Source organism: Azospirillum brasilense (genome assembly GCF_007827815.1).
Taxonomy (GTDB): domain Bacteria; phylum Pseudomonadota; class Alphaproteobacteria; order Azospirillales; family Azospirillaceae; genus Azospirillum; species Azospirillum brasilense_C.
In genome coordinates this window covers 265,779-280,562 of the sequence record NZ_VITH01000004.1, presented here as the reverse complement: position 1 = coordinate 280,562, position 14,784 = coordinate 265,779, and the positions used below count along the sequence as shown (strand labels likewise).

Annotated in this window: 14 protein-coding genes and 1 riboswitch; of the genes, 7 read left to right on the top strand and 7 right to left on the bottom strand. The window is 68.7% G+C overall.

Annotation, left to right across the window (positions count from 1 at the left end; translation table 11 throughout):
• Positions 1-63 precede the first annotated feature (63 nt).
• Positions 64-2,832: an ATP-dependent DNA helicase gene (locus FBZ83_RS10330; protein ID WP_145682362.1), complete on the top strand. Its 2,769-nt coding sequence runs from the start codon at positions 64-66 to the stop codon at positions 2,830-2,832.
• A gap of 27 nt (positions 2,833-2,859) precedes the next feature.
• On the opposite strand, the gene FBZ83_RS10325 is transcribed toward FBZ83_RS10330, so the two are convergent.
• Entirely contained in the window at positions 2,860-4,539 is a 1,680-nt protein-coding gene (locus FBZ83_RS10325; RefSeq protein WP_145682361.1) for a methyl-accepting chemotaxis protein, read from the bottom strand.
• A gap of 748 nt (positions 4,540-5,287) precedes the next feature.
• On the opposite strand from FBZ83_RS10325, the gene FBZ83_RS10320 reads away from it, so the two are divergent.
• The gene (locus tag FBZ83_RS10320) at positions 5,288-5,764 is read left to right on the top strand and encodes a hypothetical protein (protein WP_247888250.1); all 477 of its coding nucleotides are present in this window, start codon (positions 5,288-5,290) and stop codon (positions 5,762-5,764) included.
• On the opposite strand, the gene FBZ83_RS10315 is transcribed toward FBZ83_RS10320, so the two are convergent.
• From FBZ83_RS10315 to FBZ83_RS10300, 4 genes are all read right to left on the bottom strand, one after another.
• Positions 5,751-6,695 (bottom strand): homoserine O-succinyltransferase, encoded by a 945-nt coding sequence (locus tag FBZ83_RS10315; protein WP_145682359.1) that lies wholly within the window; start codon positions 6,693-6,695, stop codon positions 5,751-5,753. The two genes, FBZ83_RS10320 and FBZ83_RS10315, sit on opposite strands and share 14 nt — an antisense overlap.
• A 49-nt stretch (positions 6,696-6,744) precedes the next feature.
• Positions 6,745-6,849, bottom strand: a riboswitch (SAM-I-IV-variant riboswitch).
• Positions 6,850-6,916: 67 nt separating this feature from the next.
• A complete protein-coding gene (locus tag FBZ83_RS10310) occupies positions 6,917-7,315 on the bottom strand; it encodes a hypothetical protein (RefSeq protein WP_145682358.1) in 399 nt (132 codons plus the stop codon).
• Positions 7,316-7,514: 199 nt separating this feature from the next.
• A complete protein-coding gene (locus FBZ83_RS10305) occupies positions 7,515-9,206 on the bottom strand; it encodes a methyl-accepting chemotaxis protein (protein ID WP_145682357.1) in 1,692 nt (563 codons plus the stop codon).
• 255 nt (positions 9,207-9,461) lie between these two features.
• The gene (locus FBZ83_RS10300) at positions 9,462-10,409 is read right to left on the bottom strand and encodes an AEC family transporter (protein ID WP_145682356.1); all 948 of its coding nucleotides are present in this window, start codon (positions 10,407-10,409) and stop codon (positions 9,462-9,464) included.
• A gap of 147 nt (positions 10,410-10,556) precedes the next feature.
• Here FBZ83_RS10300 and FBZ83_RS10295 point away from each other — a divergent pair, with 147 nt between their 5' ends.
• Entirely contained in the window at positions 10,557-10,961 is a 405-nt protein-coding gene (locus tag FBZ83_RS10295) for a tellurite resistance TerB family protein (protein WP_038529588.1), read from the top strand.
• An 11-nt stretch (positions 10,962-10,972) separates the two neighbouring features.
• Positions 10,973-11,851 (top strand): NAD(P)-dependent oxidoreductase, encoded by an 879-nt coding sequence (locus tag FBZ83_RS10290; protein WP_145682355.1) that lies wholly within the window; start codon positions 10,973-10,975, stop codon positions 11,849-11,851.
• 5 nt (positions 11,852-11,856) lie between these two features.
• Here FBZ83_RS10290 and FBZ83_RS10285 read toward each other — a convergent pair whose 3' ends face one another.
• Together FBZ83_RS10285 and FBZ83_RS10280 are read right to left on the bottom strand one after the other, a co-directional pair.
• The gene (locus FBZ83_RS10285; protein WP_145682354.1) at positions 11,857-12,324 is read right to left on the bottom strand and encodes an acetyltransferase; all 468 of its coding nucleotides are present in this window, start codon (positions 12,322-12,324) and stop codon (positions 11,857-11,859) included.
• Complete coding sequence (locus FBZ83_RS10280; RefSeq protein WP_145682353.1) at positions 12,321-13,340, bottom strand: aspartate-semialdehyde dehydrogenase; 1,020 nt, start codon at positions 13,338-13,340, stop codon at positions 12,321-12,323. Before FBZ83_RS10280 ends, FBZ83_RS10285 begins: the two co-directional genes overlap by 4 nt.
• Positions 13,341-13,472: 132 nt before the next feature.
• On the opposite strand from FBZ83_RS10280, the gene FBZ83_RS10275 reads away from it, so the two are divergent.
• The 3 genes from FBZ83_RS10275 (at position 13,473) to sdhD (ending at position 14,781) form a co-directional block, all read left to right on the top strand.
• Positions 13,473-13,736 carry a hypothetical protein gene (locus tag FBZ83_RS10275; RefSeq protein ID WP_014241604.1) on the top strand — a complete coding sequence of 88 codons (264 nt, stop codon included), beginning with the start codon at positions 13,473-13,475 and terminating at the stop codon, positions 13,734-13,736.
• 248 nt (positions 13,737-13,984) lie between these two features.
• A complete protein-coding gene (gene sdhC / locus FBZ83_RS10270) occupies positions 13,985-14,374 on the top strand; it encodes a succinate dehydrogenase, cytochrome b556 subunit (RefSeq protein ID WP_145682352.1) in 390 nt (129 codons plus the stop codon).
• A gap of 11 nt (positions 14,375-14,385) precedes the next feature.
• The gene (sdhD, locus tag FBZ83_RS10265) at positions 14,386-14,781 is read left to right on the top strand and encodes a succinate dehydrogenase, hydrophobic membrane anchor protein (RefSeq protein ID WP_035675804.1); all 396 of its coding nucleotides are present in this window, start codon (positions 14,386-14,388) and stop codon (positions 14,779-14,781) included.
• The last annotated feature ends 3 nt before the right edge of the window (positions 14,782-14,784 follow it).

Here is a 14,784-nt window from a genome sequence, read left to right as displayed (position 1 = left end):
GGGCCGATCGGTCAACACGGGTTTGCTCGCATTGCGGCGGCGGGCGCCTTTATACTGCGCGCCATGGATCTGACCTCGGCGCCCTCCCTCCCGTCCTTCAGCCTCGATGACGCGCCGGCCCTGGTCGCCGGCGCGCGGCGCGTGGTCCTGCTGACCGGCGACGGCGAGGTGGAGGAACTGGCCCCCGCCGCCGCGGCGAAGCGGGTGCGCCGCCAGCCACCGCTCGTTTGCCATGCGCGGGCGATGGCGCGGCGGCTGGGGAGCGAGCCCTTCGCCGCCTTCGACCTGCTGGAGCTGTTCGCCTTCGTCCTGCCCGCCCGCTTCTGCGTGCCGACCCCGCGCGGGCTGGCCGAGGCGCTGGACCTGCCGATCCCCGACGGGCTGGAGGACGACGCGCTGGCGCTGCACCGGGCGGTGCGCAAGCTGCTGGGACTGTTGGGAACGCCGGGGCGGGAGGAGGCGTCGGATCCCGTGGCCTTCGCCTGGGAGATGGGGCGCGCCGGCTGGCTGTGGGCGCCCGCCGTTCTGGCCGCGCTCGGCAGGCCGGATGGGCCGGAGAAGGGGGCCGCCCGCGCCGGCCTGCGCGTCTGGACCCGCATCAAGGAATGGCAGGACGGCCCGCCCGAGCCGCCGCCCGCCCATCACCCGGTAGAGCCGGACGAGGCGCGCCGCCGGCTGTCGGTGATGCTGTCGGCCAGCGTGCCCGGCAAGGTGGCCGAGCCGCGCCCGCAGCAGGCCGACTACGCCAGCGCGGTGTCCGCCGCCTTCGCCCCGCGCCCCGCGCCCGACACGCCGAACGTCGTGCTGGCGGAGGCCGGGACGGGCGTCGGCAAGACGCTCGGCTATCTGGCGCCGGCCACGGTGTGGGCGGAGAAGAACGGCGGCACGGTGTGGATCTCCACCTACACCCGCAACCTCCAGCACCAGATCGACGCGGAGCTGGACCGCCTCTACCCCGAGCCGGCGACCAAGGCGCGCAAGGTCGTGCTGCGCAAGGGCCGGGAAAACTACCTGTGCCTGCTGAATCTGGAGGAGGCGGTGCGCGGCATGCCGATGCAGCCGCACCACGCCATCGGGGTCGGGCTGATGGCGCGCTGGGCCGCGGCGACGCGCGACGGCGACCTGACCGGCGGCGACTTTCCCGGCTGGCTGGTCGACATCGCCGGGCGCGGGCGGACGCTGGGCCTCGCCGACCGGCGGGGCGAGTGCATCTACTCCGCCTGCGACCATTACGCCCGCTGCTACATCGAGAAGAGCGTGCGCCGCGCCCGCAAGGCCGACGTGGTGATCGCCAACCACGCGCTGGTCATGGTGCAGGCGGCGCTGGGCGGCGGCGAGGAGCCGACGCTGCCCACCCGCTACGTCTTCGACGAAGGGCACCATGTCTTCGACGCGGCGGACAGCGCCTTCGCCGGGCATCTGACCGGGCGCGAGACCCAGGAGCTGCGGCGCTGGCTGCTGGGGGCGGAGGAGACCGGGCGCAGCCGCGCCCGCGGGCTGAAGCGCCGCATCGAGGATCTGGTCGCCAGCGACGAACAGGCGCAGGAGCTGATGGACGCGGTGATGCTGGGTGCCCGCGTCCTGCCGGCGGAGGGCTGGGCGGCGCGGCTGTCCGCCGACAACCCGCAGGGGCCGACCGAGGCCTTCCTGCTCGCCGCGCGGCGGCAGGTCTATTCCCGCACGGCGGGGCAGGGCGGTCCCTACAGCCTGGAGGCCGACAAGGCCTACCCGGTGGACGGACTGCTCGACGCCGCGGAGGCGCTGGAGACGGCGCTGGTCCGGCTGGCGGAACCGCTGGCCGGGCTGGCCAAGCGGCTGGCGGCAAGGCTGGAGGACGAGACGGCGGAGCTGGACAGCGACCAGCGGCGGCGCATCGACGCCATGGCGCGCAGCCTGACCCGGCGCGGCGTCCTGACGGTCGAGGCGTGGCGGGCCATGCTGAAGACGCTGCCGGTGGAAACCCCGGCGCAGTTCGTCGACTGGTTCGCGGTGGAGCGGATCGACGGGCGCGACGTCGACGTCGGACTTTACCGCCACTGGATCGACCCGACGGTTCCCTTCGCCGAGGCGCTGGCCGGGCCGGCGCACGGCATGGTGGTCACCTCCGCCACGCTGACCGACGGCACCGGCGACACCGCCATGGACTGGCAGGCGGCGGAGGACCGCTGCGGCGCCAGCCACCTGCCGAAGCCGGCGCTGCGCGCCCAGGTGCCGTCGCCCTTCGACTATCCCAACCGCACGCGGGTGATGGTGGTCACCGACGTTCGCAAGGACGATCTGGGGCAGGTGGCCTCGGCCTACCGCACGCTGTTCCAGGCGGCGGGCGGCGGGGGCCTGGGGCTGTTCACGGCGATCAGCCGGCTGCGCGCCGTCTACGACCGCATCGTGGAGCCTTTGGATGCCACCGGCATTCCGCTCTACGCCCAGCATGTCGATCCGCTGGACGTGGCGACCCTGATCGACATCTTCCGGGGGGAGGAGCACGCCTGCCTGCTCGGCACCGACGCGGTGCGCGACGGGGTGGACGTGCCGGGCCGCTCGCTGCGGCTGATCGTGTTCGACCGGGTGCCCTGGCCGCGGCCCGACATCCTGCACCGCGCCCGGCGCGACGCCTTCGGGCGCCGCCGCTACGAAGACATGATCGCGCGGCTGCGGCTGAAGCAGGCCTTCGGCCGGCTGGTGCGCCGGGCCGACGACACCGGGGTGTTCGTTCTGCTCGACCCGATGATGCCGAGCCGCCTGTTCGGCGCCTTCCCCGAAGGGGTGGAGGTCCGCCGCGTCGGCATCAAGGAGGCGGTGGAGGCGACCGCGGAATTCCTGCGGGGCTGGTGAGCCCCCGCAGGAACCGCGAGGCATCCATCAGGCGGCGCGGATCGCCGCCAGGAAGCTCTCCACGTCGCGGCGCAGGTTCTCCGCCTGCGAGGCCAGCCCGCCGGCCGCACCCAGCACCTGATGGGCGGCGGCCCCGGTGGTGCCGGCGGCCTCCGTCACCTGGGCGATGTTGCTGGACACCTCGCGCGTGCCGATCGCCGCCTGCTGGACGTTGCGCGAGATCTCGTTGGTCGCGGCGGACTGCTCCTCGATCGCGGCGGCGATGGAGGTGGAGATCTCGTTGATCGCCGCGATGGTGCGGCCGATCCCCTCGATGGCGCCGACCGAGCCGGCGGTGGCCTCCTGGATCGCCTGGATCTGAGAGGCGATCTCGTCCGTCGCGCGGGCGGTCTGGTTGGCGAGCTGCTTCACCTCCGACGCGACGACGGCGAAGCCCTTGCCGGCCTCACCGGCGCGGGCCGCCTCGATGGTGGCGTTGAGCGCCAGCAGGTTGGTCTGGCCGGCGATGTTGGTGATCAGCTGCACCACGGCGCCGATGCGGTGCGCGGCGTCGGCGAGCCCGCGCACGGAGTCGGTGGTGCGCCCGGCCTCCTGCACCGCCTGTCCGGCGATGCCGGTGGAGCGGGTGACCTGCGAGCCGATTTCCCCGATGGAGCTGGACATCTCCTCCGCGGCGCTGGCCACCGTCTGCACGTTGGCGCTGGTCTGCTCCGCGGCGGCGGCGGCGTTGGCCGCCTGGTCGTTGGTCTGGCGGGCGGTGACCGCCATGCTCTGGGCGGTGGTGTCCAGCTCGGTCGCGGCGGCGGCGACGTTGCGCAGCGCGTCGGCGACCTGCTCCTCGAAGGAGGCGATCAGCCGCTCGACCGCCTCGGTCCGCCGCAGCTTGGCGGCCTGCTCGGCGGCCTGTTCGGCGGCCAGCCGCTCGGCCTCGATCAGCCCGTCCTTGAAGACCTGGACGGCGGTGGCCATGGCGCCGATCTCGTCGCCGCGGCTGGCGAAGGGGATCGCCGTCGTCTTGTCGCCGCCGGCCAGCCGGCGCATCGCCTCGGTCATCGCGCCGATCGGGGAGGAGACGCCGCGGATCATCATCAGCGCGCCGCCCAGGCAGACGGCGACGCCGATGAGCAGCGCGACGATGAGCATCGTGCTGGATTGGGCGTAGACGGCGTCGGCGTCGTCGCTCGCCTTGGCGGCTCCGCGGTTGTTGTGGTCGATCATGGAGTCGAGCGTCCGCCCGACCTCCTGGAAGCTCTTGTCGGCCGCGTCGCGGAACAGGGCGTTGGCGGCGGCGTTCTCGCTGCGGCGCGACAGGGCGACGATCTGGCGGTGCAGGGTGAGATACTGCCCCCACTGCTGTTCGAATTGGGCGAACAGCCCGCGCCCCTCGGCGGTGCGCAGCGTCGCCTCGTAGGTCCGGCGGGCGTTGACGATGCTGGCTTCCATATCGTCCATCCGCTTCTCCACCGCGGCCATCTCCGTCTCGGTGGCGCTGAGGATGTGGGCGCCCTGCAGGATGCGGAAGTTCGACACGGCGTCGTTCACGGTGTTGACCTGAACGACCCGCGGCATCCAGAAGCTGGCGATTTCCGTCGATCTGTCGTTGACCACCGACAAACGGTTGATTCCCAAGGCACCGATACCAGCGAGAAGCAGGGATAGAAACGCAAAAACAGCGAACGTTTTTGTTCTGACGCTGATGTCATTCATGACGTTTTTCACTTTTCTGTTGTTTTGGTGGTCGGTTTCCTCGCGTGCTCACCAAAGAACGATTTTTATTTTTTCTTGTCTTCGTCGCGAATTACGATTCTGGCAATGAACCGGTTGCGGCAAAATTGTTCATTGTGTGACAGTGAGGCGATGCCTCACACGCTCCGCGCGGCCGGCCGCATGGGCGCGCGGATGGGCAATGCAAAAGCCCATATGTTCTGCGATAAGTTGAAGAATTGGTCGGCGGCCATGGGGCGACCATGCGGAGGGATTCGCGGGACGCTTCCGAAGATGTCGGTCCGGAAGGAATTGGCGTCCCACAGTCATTATGGCCGCCGTGCTCCCGCGGGCGGTGAAGGAGACTTCGCTACTCTACCGATGCAGAACCTGAACGCCTTTCGGGCATACACGGTTTCTAGTGTCGCGTGCAGGCGCTGACCGGCGGCCCCGCGGAGCCCGGACCAAAGGTGGAATGAATGGAGCGCACACCGAGAATGGCCATGTCGTATCCATGCGTAAAAGTGCTGCGCACCGCGTATCCCAGTGTTTTCTACACGATAATACGTATCGTCGCAACATGAGAAAACGTGCAACCGACGATCGGCCTCGTCGCGAGCGGGGCGCCGTGGGAAGCAAATTCACCTTGGAAATGGAGGCTTCCTCTCCAGGCCTGGGAGAAACCGGCGTGGTGCAGCTCGGGGATCGGCTCAAAACCGTGCGCGAATTTCTTGGTGAGACACAAAAAACAATGTCTCGCCGATTCCGTCTCGGGGAGAACACATGGCAGTCCTATGAGTTGAACGGCAAGCTGCCGAAGGGGGAGACCCTGTCGGAACTGGCCGCCCTCGGCATCGACATGAACTGGCTGCTGACGGGACGGGGCAACATGCGGACGGCGGCCGGCCGGCCGGAGTCCGGCGATGGTGACCCTCCGTCACCGCCGCGGGAGGCCGCCGCCTCCCGGCCGGTGCTCGATCTCGCGCTGCTGAGCGAGGCGACCGCCCTTGTCGAGCAGGGACTGGCCGACCGGGGGCGCCGGCTGTCACCCCGCGCCAAGGGCCATCTGGTGGCGGCCCTGTACGGCCTGACGGTGGAGAGTGGGGGCGGTTCCCGTCCGGCCGGTGTCAGCCCGGCCGCGGCGGCTCATCTGCTCTGGCTCGCCCTGCAGATGGAGGATGGGGCGCAACAGGCGCTGAGCGGCGATGGGGCGGTCAGGCCGCCGTGATGGCGGCCGGCCGGTCCGCGCCGATGCGCGAGAGGTCGAAGGGCGTCGTCTGGTAGATCTGGTTGATCCAGTTGGCGAACAGCAGATGGGCGTGGCTCCGCCACCGGTTCTCGGGTGGGCGGCTCGGGTTGTCGTCGGGGAAATAGCCCTGGGGAACCGGCGTGGCCGCGTCCTTGGCGACGTCCCGGACATACTCGTTGCGCAGGGTATCCGTGTCGTACTCGATGTGGTTGAACATGTGCAGCGAGCGGTGGGCGGCATCCTCCAGCAGGCAGGGGCCGGTCTCCGGGGAATCCAGGAGCACGCGCAGGCCGCTTTCGGGGGGGATGTCCTCCTCGCGCACCTCGGTCCAGCGCGAGACCGGGATGGGCACGCCGTCGGACAGGCCGCACAGGTAGGGCGAGGCGGGGGCACGGTTGCGGTGCCGGTACACGCCGGATGCCTTGCGCGACAGAAGATGCTTCGGCACGCCGTGGAAATGATGGACGGCGGCCTGCGCCGCCCAGCAGATGTTCAGGCAGGCATGGACGTGGCTCTGCGTCCAGTCGAAGACCGAACACAGCTCGTCCCAGTAGGAGACCTCCTCGAAGGGCATCGTCTCGACCGGGGCGCCGGTGATGATGAAGCCGTCGAACGTCTCACGGCGCGCGTCCTCCCACGACCGGTAGAAGGCGCTCATGTGGTCCGCCGCGGTGTTGCGCGGCACATGGTTGGTGATCCGGATCAGCGACAGTTCGACCTGGAGCGGGGTGTTGCCCAGCAGGCGGGCGATCTGCGTCTCGGTCCGGATCTTGTCGGGCATCAGGTTGAGCAGGCCGAAGCGCAGGGGCCGGATGTCCTGCCGGATGGCGTCGGCCTCCTGCATGACCATGACGCCCTCGGACTGGAGGGCGGTGAAGGCGGGAAGATCGTTGGGGATCCTGATGGGCATGACTCGTCCGGCTCCGCTGTCGGTGCATCGGTCGGAACAGACGTCATGGCGAACCCCGTTTGATTGCCGGTCCGGCCACATCCCCCTTCGGGACGCCACCTTGCTCGGGTAAGCAGGTTGGCGTTGAGCGTCCGCTCAACTCTTGATGCGCGGTGCACATTATACGGGCAGCGGCGGCTTGGCAACAGCGGCGGGTCCGTGGTGACGGGGCCGCGATTCCGTCAGGCGGGAGGGGCCGGGTAGAACCACGTGTTGAGCAGGAGCAGGAACGCCCAGAAGCCGATCTCCAGCGTCTCGGTGATCGGCTGGATGCGCCGTATGGCGCCGTAGACATGGACCGCCAGCATCAGCCCGAACACGGCGAACAGGACGTCGAAGGCGTAGGCGGTCGCTTCCACCGTCGTCGCGCCGCGCAGCATCAGGAACTCAACGATCAGGATGAACGCCCCGAGGCAGCGGCCGAAATAGACGGCGAGGTCGGTGTCCTGCGGGATGCGCCACAGCATCAGTCGTGCCCAGGCGAGCGGCGCGATGAAAATCGGCAGGGCAAAGAAAAGCGTCGTGCTTGTCATCAGGACAAGCAAATAGGTCTGCGCGTGCTGCGCGTAGAGGCCCAGCATGGCGACTCCTCCATTTTGTACTTTTGATGAGACAGTGACCGGTGACGGCCATGGAGTGCCGGGACAGCCGCCGGTTGTCAAACCGATTGCCGCGCGCTTCTTCGAAAGTATGAGGGGACGCGGGATGCCGTAGCCCATGCCGCGGCGGGGCTGCCGGTGGACGGTCCCGCTACCGCCCACCGGTCCTGTCTTGCGGCCCTCAGGCGGCCTTGATGGCGACGAGGAAGTTTTCCACCTCGCTCTTCAGGCGCATCGCCCCCTGGTTCAGGTCGCCGGAGGCCGACATCACTTGGCTCGCGGCGCTGCCGGTCTCGGTCGCGGCCTGCGACACGCGGCCGATGTTGCTGGTCACCTCCTGGGTGCTCTGCGCCGCCTGCTGGACGTTGCGGCTGATCTCCTGGGTCGCCGCACCCTGCTCCTCGATGGCGGCGGCGATGGAGGAGGAGATGTCGTTGATCGAGGAGATGGTCGCCCCGATCCCGCGGATAGCGCCGACCGCCCCGCCGGTGGCCGCCTGGATGGCGCCGATCTGCTGGGCGATCTCCTCCGTCGCCTTGGAGGTCTGGTTGGCGAGGCTCTTGACCTCGCTCGCCACGACGGCGAAGCCCTTGCCGGCCTCGCCGGCGCGGGCGGCCTCGATGGTGGCGTTCAGCGCCAGCAGGTTGGTCTGGGCGGCGATGTTCTGGATCAGGTCCACCACGTCGCCGATGCGCTGGGCCGCTTCCGACAACCCCTGCACGGTGGCGTTGGTGCGGTCGGCCTCGTCCACGGCCTTGCCGGCGATGTTGGCCGACTGGGACACTTGCTGGGAGATTTCGGTGATGGAGGCGGCCATCTCCTCCGACGCGGCGGCGACGGTCTGCACGTTGGCGGAGGTCAGTTCGGCCGCCGCCGCCGCGCTGCCGGCCTCGGCGCGGGTGTGCTCGGCGATGTCGGTCATGCTGCGGGCGGTGGTGTCGAGCTGCGACGCCGCGGCGCCCACGGTTTGCAGGACGCTGTGCACCGCGCCGTCGAAGTTGCGGATCAGCGAATCGATCCGCTCGGTGCGGCGGCGCTTGTTCTCCTCCTCCGCGGCCTGGGCGGCGGTCAGACGCTCCGCCTCGATCAGCCCGTCCTTGAAGACCTGCACCGCGCGGGCCATGGCTCCGATCTCGTCCTGGCGGTCCCCGCCCTCCACGGCGACGCCGAGGTCGCGCTTGGCCAAGCGGTCCATGATGGCGGTCAGGGCGACGATGGGCCGGGCGACCGACTTGGTCATGGCGATGCCGGCGAACAGGCAGAGGACCGCGACGAAGGCGATGGCACCGAGGATCCAGCTCTGCGCCCCGACGTAGGTGGCCCGCCCCGAGTCCGCCGCCTTCGTCGCGTTCTCGACGTTGGATGCGGTCAGCTCGTTGACGAGCGCGCTGCTCTCCTCATAGGCCTTGCGCGACTGCTCCCGGTAGATGCCGGTGGCCTTCTCGTTCTCGTTGGCGCGGGACGGGGGAAGAAGCGTGTCCCGGCTGATCGTCATGTAGCGGTCCCACGAGGCTTCCCAGCGCTTGAAGGTCTGGGTTTCCCAGCCGGTGGTCAGCAGAGGCGCGTACTTCCGCTTGGCCTCCGCCAGCCGATTCTGGACGGCCGCCATCTCCTTTTCGACCTCGGCCATCTCCGCGGGGTAGAGGGCCAGGATGTGGGAGGCCTCCAGGATGCGGTAGTCGCTCATCGCGCCGTCGATCTCGCCGATGGCGGTGACGCTGGGCAGCCAGTTGGAGCGGATGTCCTCGGCGGCCCGGTTGACGGTGCTCAGCCGGTCGACGGCGAACAGTCCCAAGGCGATCGACATCAGCAGGACCGCAACGGTGGCGGCGACCACCTTGGTCCGGATGGTCATGGAACTCAGCATGGACATGGCGCGTATCTCTTTCCCCCGAAACGATGCGGCGGCGATTGATTGTTTTGAGTCTGAACGAAAGGAAGCGGCAGACCAGCCGCCCGTGCGGTGGGCGTTGGATTTGCCGTGATCAAATGATTGAACAACAGATATTAAGAAAGACGCAAGAATGACGCAGGGAGGGCTGCCTCCCGTTTTTCAAATGGTTTCTTTCTTTTAAGAAAGATGAATGTCTGAAGAGGCGAATGCGACCGGACGACCGCAAGCCAAGGTTCAGAGGGGCGGCGCGTAGGTGGCCAGCAGGAAGGACAGGGTGACCACGCTGGCGATGGTGGACATCAGGATGGCGGCGGAGGTGCGCTCCACATAGACGCGGTACTGGCTGGCCACCACGAAGGTCAGGGCGCCGGTGGGAAGGCCGGCGAGGATGATGGCCGACCCGGCCCAGAAGGGGTCCAGCGGGAACAGCGTCTGGATGAGGAACCAGGCCAGCGCCGGCTGAACCACCAGCTTGCACGCGCTGATCCAGCCGGCCTCCATCAGGTTGGCCTTCAGGCTCTGGGTCGCCAGGAACAGGCCGATGGCGAACAGGGCGCAGGGTCCTGCGGAGGCGCCCATCAGGTCGCAGTAGATGGCGATCGGGCGCGGCACCGGCACGCCGGACAGGAAGACCGACCAGGCGAGCCCAAGGGCCGTGGAGATGATCAGCGGGTTCTTGACCAGCGCCCGGCCGACGTCGCGCAGCGCCTTGCCGATGCCGCCGCCCTGGCTGTTGGCGAACTCCAGCCAGATCACGGCGATGCCGACCATGATCGCGCTCATGATGACGGTGGCGAGGATCGCCGGGGCCAGACGGTCCGGGCCGAAGGCCGCCAGGAACAGCGGAATGCCCATGTAGCCGGTGTTGGAGAAGCAGGCGTTCAGCCCCTGCATGCACTGGATCTGCGTGCGCTCGCGGTGGATCAGCCAGCCGAGCAGGGCGCCCAGCGCGTAGACCGCCAGCATTGAGCCGAGGAAGGCGCCGATGAAGGGGCCGTTGAAGATCTCCGGCAGCGAGCGCTTCGCGGTGCCGAGGAACAGCACCGGCGGCAGGGCCATCCAGTAGACGAACTTGTTCAGCGCCTCCGACGAGGCGGGACCGAGAAGCTTCGCCTTACCGGAAAGGACGCCCGCCAGGATGATGGCGAAGACCGGGAGCGCCACATTGAAGACCACCGACATGGGGGCCGACCTTAAGGGGCAACCCGTCCCCTGTCGAGGGACCCACCCGTCCGCCCCGGGCATAGCTCCCTTGACGGCGCTCCCTCCCTTGACGGCGCGCGGGGGGCGGGCAAGATTGGGCGGGGCCCTTTTTCCGCAGGAGTTTCGATGATCAACCATCACAGCGCGCTCATCTACGTCATGGTGCTGGTGTCGGCGTGCGACGGCGACATGACGGACGCGGAGCTTGAGGCCATCGGCGAGAACGTCCGCTATCTGCCGATCTTCAAGGATTTCGACATCGACCGGCTGACCGACGTGACCCGCGAATGCTCCGGCCTGCTGGCCGACGCTGACGGGCTGGAGACGACGCTCCAGATCGTCAAGGAGGCGATTCCGTCCAAGCTGTCCGAGACCGCCTACGCGCTCGCCTGCGACATCGCCGCGGCGGACCCCGCGGCCTCGCAGGAGGAACTGCGGATGCTGGAGCTGATCCGGCACAAGCTGGGCGTGGACCGGCTGTGCGCCGCCGCCATCGAACGCGGCGCGCGGGCGCGCCACACCCGCCTGTGACGGCCGGTGACATGACCGGACAGACAGGTCTGGCGGGGCGGACGGTCGGCGTCATCGGGCTGGGCCTGATGGGCCGGCCGATGGCCCGCAATCTGGCGAAGGCCGGTGCTGCCCTGGTGATCAGCAGCCGCAGTCCCGGCCCGGTCGAGGAACTGGCGGCCGAGGGCATGAGCCCGGCCGCCAACCCCGCCGAGGTCGCGGCCCGCGCCGATTCCATCGTTCTGATGCTGTCGGACACGGTGGCGGTGGAGGCGGTGGCCACCGCGCTGATCGACGCGCTGCGGCCCGGCCATCTCGTCATCGACATGGGCACCACGGCGGTCGGGGCGACCCGCAAGCTGGCCGAGGCCGTCCGCGCCAAGGGTGCCGACTGGGTCGACGCCCCGGTGTCGGGCGGCACGGTGGCGGCGGAGGCCGGCACCCTGACCATCATGGCCGGCGGCACGGAGGAAGCCTTCGCCCGCGCCCTGCCGCTGTTCCAGGCGATGGGCCAGCGCATCACCCATGTCGGCGACAGCGGGGCTGGGCAGGTCGCCAAGATGGCCAATCAGGTGATCGTCGCGCTGAGCATCGGCGCGGTGGCCGAGGCGCTGGCGCTGGCCAAGGCGGCGGGGGTGGAGCCGGGCAAGGTCCGCGACGCCATCCGCGGCGGCTTCGCCGAGTCGCGCATCCTGGAGCTACACGGCCAGCGCATGGTCTCCGGCGACTTCACGCCGGGCGGCCGCGTGGTCACCCAGATCAAGGATCTGAAGCAGGCGGAGGAGTTGGCGGAGCAGTCCAGCATGCAGCTTCCCGCGCTGGGCCTCAGCCTGGAGCTGTTCGAACTGCTGGCCGAGCAGGGCGACGGTGGGTTGGACCACTCCGCCTTGTACCGGCTGTTCGTCAAGTAAGCCCTTCAGGCGCCGGTCGGGTCGCCTTGGCCGGCGCCATCGAGGGCCAGATGCAGCAAGGGGAACGGGCGGCCGCTGTCGTCCAGCGCGGAGCGCCCGACATCCCGGAAGCCGAGGCGCCGATAGAAGGCCCGGGCGGCGTTGTTCTGCTCGTTCACGTCGACCGTCAGCTCCGGCCCGCCCTCCAGGGCGCGGGCGACCAGGGCGCGGCCGATCCCCCGGCCGTGCCACGCCGGATCGACGAACAGCGTGTCGATCTTGGACCCGGTCATGCCCAGGAAGCCGACCGGCCGGTCGTCGCCGTCCACCGCGACCAGCAGCGCCGCCGCCGGAAGATACTGGTCGCGCACGAGGCCGGCGTAGAAGCCGATGTCCTCCTCGTTCAGGAAGTCGTGCGTGCTGCGCACCGCGGCGAGCCAGACCTCAAAGAGGACCGGGGCGTCGTCCGGGCGGGAGGGACGAAGCGGGATCACGCGTCCAGATACTCCTTCACCAGCAGCTCGGCGATCTGCACGGCGTTGAGCGCGGCGCCCTTGCGCAGGTTGTCGGTGGCGGCCCAGAAGGACAGGCCGTTGTCCACCGTGTAGTCCTCGCGGATGCGGCTGACGAAGACCGGGTCGTCGCCGGCGACCTCGACCGGGGTGATGTAGCCGTCGTTCTCCTGCTGGTCGATCACCTGCATGCCCGGCGCCTTGCGCAGGATGCGGCGGGCCTCCTCGGCGGTCACCGGCTCCACGCATTCGACGGTGATCGCGGCGGAGTGACCGATGAAGACGGGGACGCGGACGCAGGTCGCGCTCACCTTGATCTTGGGGTCGAGGATCTTTTTCGTCTCGACGTTCAGCGCCCATTCGTCCCGCGTCGTGCCGTCCTCCATGAAGGGGCCGACGTGGGGAATGACGTTGAAGGCGATCTGCTTGGAGAAGACGGACTTCTGCACCGGATCGTTCACGTAGATGGCGCGGGTCTGGCCGAACAGCTCGTCCATACCCTCCTTGCCGGCGTCCGAAGCCGCCTGGTAGGTGGAGACGACGACGCGGCTCACCGTGACCTGCTCGTGCAGGGGCTTCAGCGCCATGGCCAGCAGGATGGCGGCGCCGCCGGGGCTGGCGACGATGTTCTTCTTCGCGTAGCCGGCGAGCGCGTCGCCGTTGACCTCGGGAATCACCAGCGGGACGTCGGGGTCCATGCGGAACTGCGGGCTGGCGTCGATCACCACGGCGCCCGCGGCGGCGGCGCGAGGCGCATGGGCCGCCGAAACCTTGGCGTCCGCGGCGAACAGCGCGATGTCCACGCCCTTGAAGTCGAAGCGGCCGACGTCCTCGACCTTCAGCACCGCGTCCTCGCCGAAGGACACCTCCTTGCCGACCGCGCTGTCGGCGGCCAGGGCGATCACCGCGTCGGCCGGGAACCGGCGGTCGGCGAGGGTGGTCAGCATTTCCCGTCCGACGTTGCCGGTGGCGCCGACGACCGCGACTGTGTAGCCCATGGCGGTTAATCCCTGTGATCTGCGGTGCGAAGAGGGCTTGAGGTATGCGGTTCCCATTGGAATTGCAACAGCGCCCGCGTTGTGACACCGTGTCCGCCCTATCACGAACGACCGCGACCGGCACACCGGGGCATGGCCACTCCGCTCGAAGACATCATCGCCAAGGCGATCAAGGACGCGGACAAGTCCTTCTTCAACGAGGACTACACCAAGCAGGCCCGTTCGGTGATGAACGCGCTGAAGAAGGCCGGCTACGAGGTCGCGCCGGTCCGCCCGCCCGAGGGGCTGGTGGAGTGGGCCAAGGAGAACATCCCCTTCGGCCGGCTGCGTCCGGCGGAGCTGATTACCCAGATGTATTCGATGATGGTGGAGAATGTTCGCCGCTTCGACAAGTAATAGGCTGAACGGCAAAACCGCGTTTTGGCCCTGGTAATACCAGCTGCAGCAAAGCCCGTTAGTTTTCAGGCACTTCCCGCGGTGCGCCATTTTGGCCACGGCCAAGTCCCTGCCGTTGACTCGTGTGCGGTAGAGGCGTAATTCAATCGCCAAACACAGCAGGGCTTAAAACTTTCGGTCTCGCATCACCCGCCGTCGCGGCAACAGCCCTCCTTGCCGCGACCGGTCGCCGAACTGAGGACGACGCAATGGCAAACGGCAGCGGTCGGCCGCTCTCTCCGCATCTGCAAGTCTACAAACTCCCCAGGACCGCGCTCCTGTCCATCACGCACCGCATCACGGGCGTGGGGCTGGCCGTCGGGACCCTTCTGCTGACCTGGTGGCTGGTCGCCGCCGCCACCAGCCCCGCCGCGTACGAACGCGCGCAGCACTTCATCGGCTCGTTCTTCGGGCTGCTGCTGATGTTCGGCTGGTCGCTGGCGCTCTACTATCACCTGTGCAACGGCATCCGGCACCTGGTGTGGGACGCCGGCAAGGCGTTCGAGCTGAGCGAGGCCGACCGCGGCAACCAGATCGTCATCGGTGCGGCGGCCGTGCTGACCGTGCTGACCTGGGTCATCGGCCTGGCCGTGTGGTGAGGAGAGAAGACATGGCGTCCAACAGCAAGACCCTCCGCTCGCCGCTGCAGATCGCGCGCGGCCTGGGCTCCGCCAAGCACGGCACCGAGCATTGGTGGCACCAGCGCGTCACCGCCATCGCCCTGGTTCCGCTGACCATCTGGTTCGTCTTCGGGGTGATCCGCCATCTGGGCGCCGACCACGCGGCCTTCGTCGCGTGGCTGCAGTCGCCCTTCTCGGCGCTGATGATGGTGCTGACCGCCGTGGTCACCTTCCACCACGCCCAGGCCGGGCTGCAGGTGGTGATCGAGGACTACGTGCACAACGAGATGGCGAAGATCCTGAGCATCCTGGCCGTGAAAGCCCTGTGCTTCGTGCTGGGTGCCGCCTGCGTCATCGCCGTCCTCAAGATTTCGTTCGGAGCCTGACGA

Bases quoted from the DNA above. Each gene is read 5' to 3' on its own strand.
- FBZ83_RS10330 (WP_145682362.1), top strand. From the start codon at position 64: ATGGATCTGACCTCGGCGCCCTCCCTCCCGTCCTTCAGCCTCGATGAC.
- FBZ83_RS10325 (WP_145682361.1), bottom strand. From the start codon at position 4,539: ATGAATGACATCAGCGTCAGAACAAAAACGTTCGCTGTTTTTGCGTTT.
- FBZ83_RS10320 (WP_247888250.1), top strand. From the start codon at position 5,288: ATGTCTCGCCGATTCCGTCTCGGGGAGAACACATGGCAGTCCTATGAG.
- FBZ83_RS10315 (WP_145682359.1), bottom strand. From the start codon at position 6,695: ATGCCCATCAGGATCCCCAACGATCTTCCCGCCTTCACCGCCCTCCAG.
- FBZ83_RS10310 (WP_145682358.1), bottom strand. From the start codon at position 7,315: ATGCTGGGCCTCTACGCGCAGCACGCGCAGACCTATTTGCTTGTCCTG.
- FBZ83_RS10305 (WP_145682357.1), bottom strand. From the start codon at position 9,206: ATGTCCATGCTGAGTTCCATGACCATCCGGACCAAGGTGGTCGCCGCC.
- FBZ83_RS10300 (WP_145682356.1), bottom strand. From the start codon at position 10,409: ATGTCGGTGGTCTTCAATGTGGCGCTCCCGGTCTTCGCCATCATCCTG.
- FBZ83_RS10295 (WP_038529588.1), top strand. From the start codon at position 10,557: ATGATCAACCATCACAGCGCGCTCATCTACGTCATGGTGCTGGTGTCG.
- FBZ83_RS10290 (WP_145682355.1), top strand. From the start codon at position 10,973: ATGACCGGACAGACAGGTCTGGCGGGGCGGACGGTCGGCGTCATCGGG.
- FBZ83_RS10280 (WP_145682353.1), bottom strand. From the start codon at position 13,340: ATGGGCTACACAGTCGCGGTCGTCGGCGCCACCGGCAACGTCGGACGG.
- FBZ83_RS10275 (WP_014241604.1), top strand. From the start codon at position 13,473: ATGGCCACTCCGCTCGAAGACATCATCGCCAAGGCGATCAAGGACGCG.
- sdhC (WP_145682352.1), top strand. From the start codon at position 13,985: ATGGCAAACGGCAGCGGTCGGCCGCTCTCTCCGCATCTGCAAGTCTAC.
- sdhD (WP_035675804.1), top strand. From the start codon at position 14,386: ATGGCGTCCAACAGCAAGACCCTCCGCTCGCCGCTGCAGATCGCGCGC.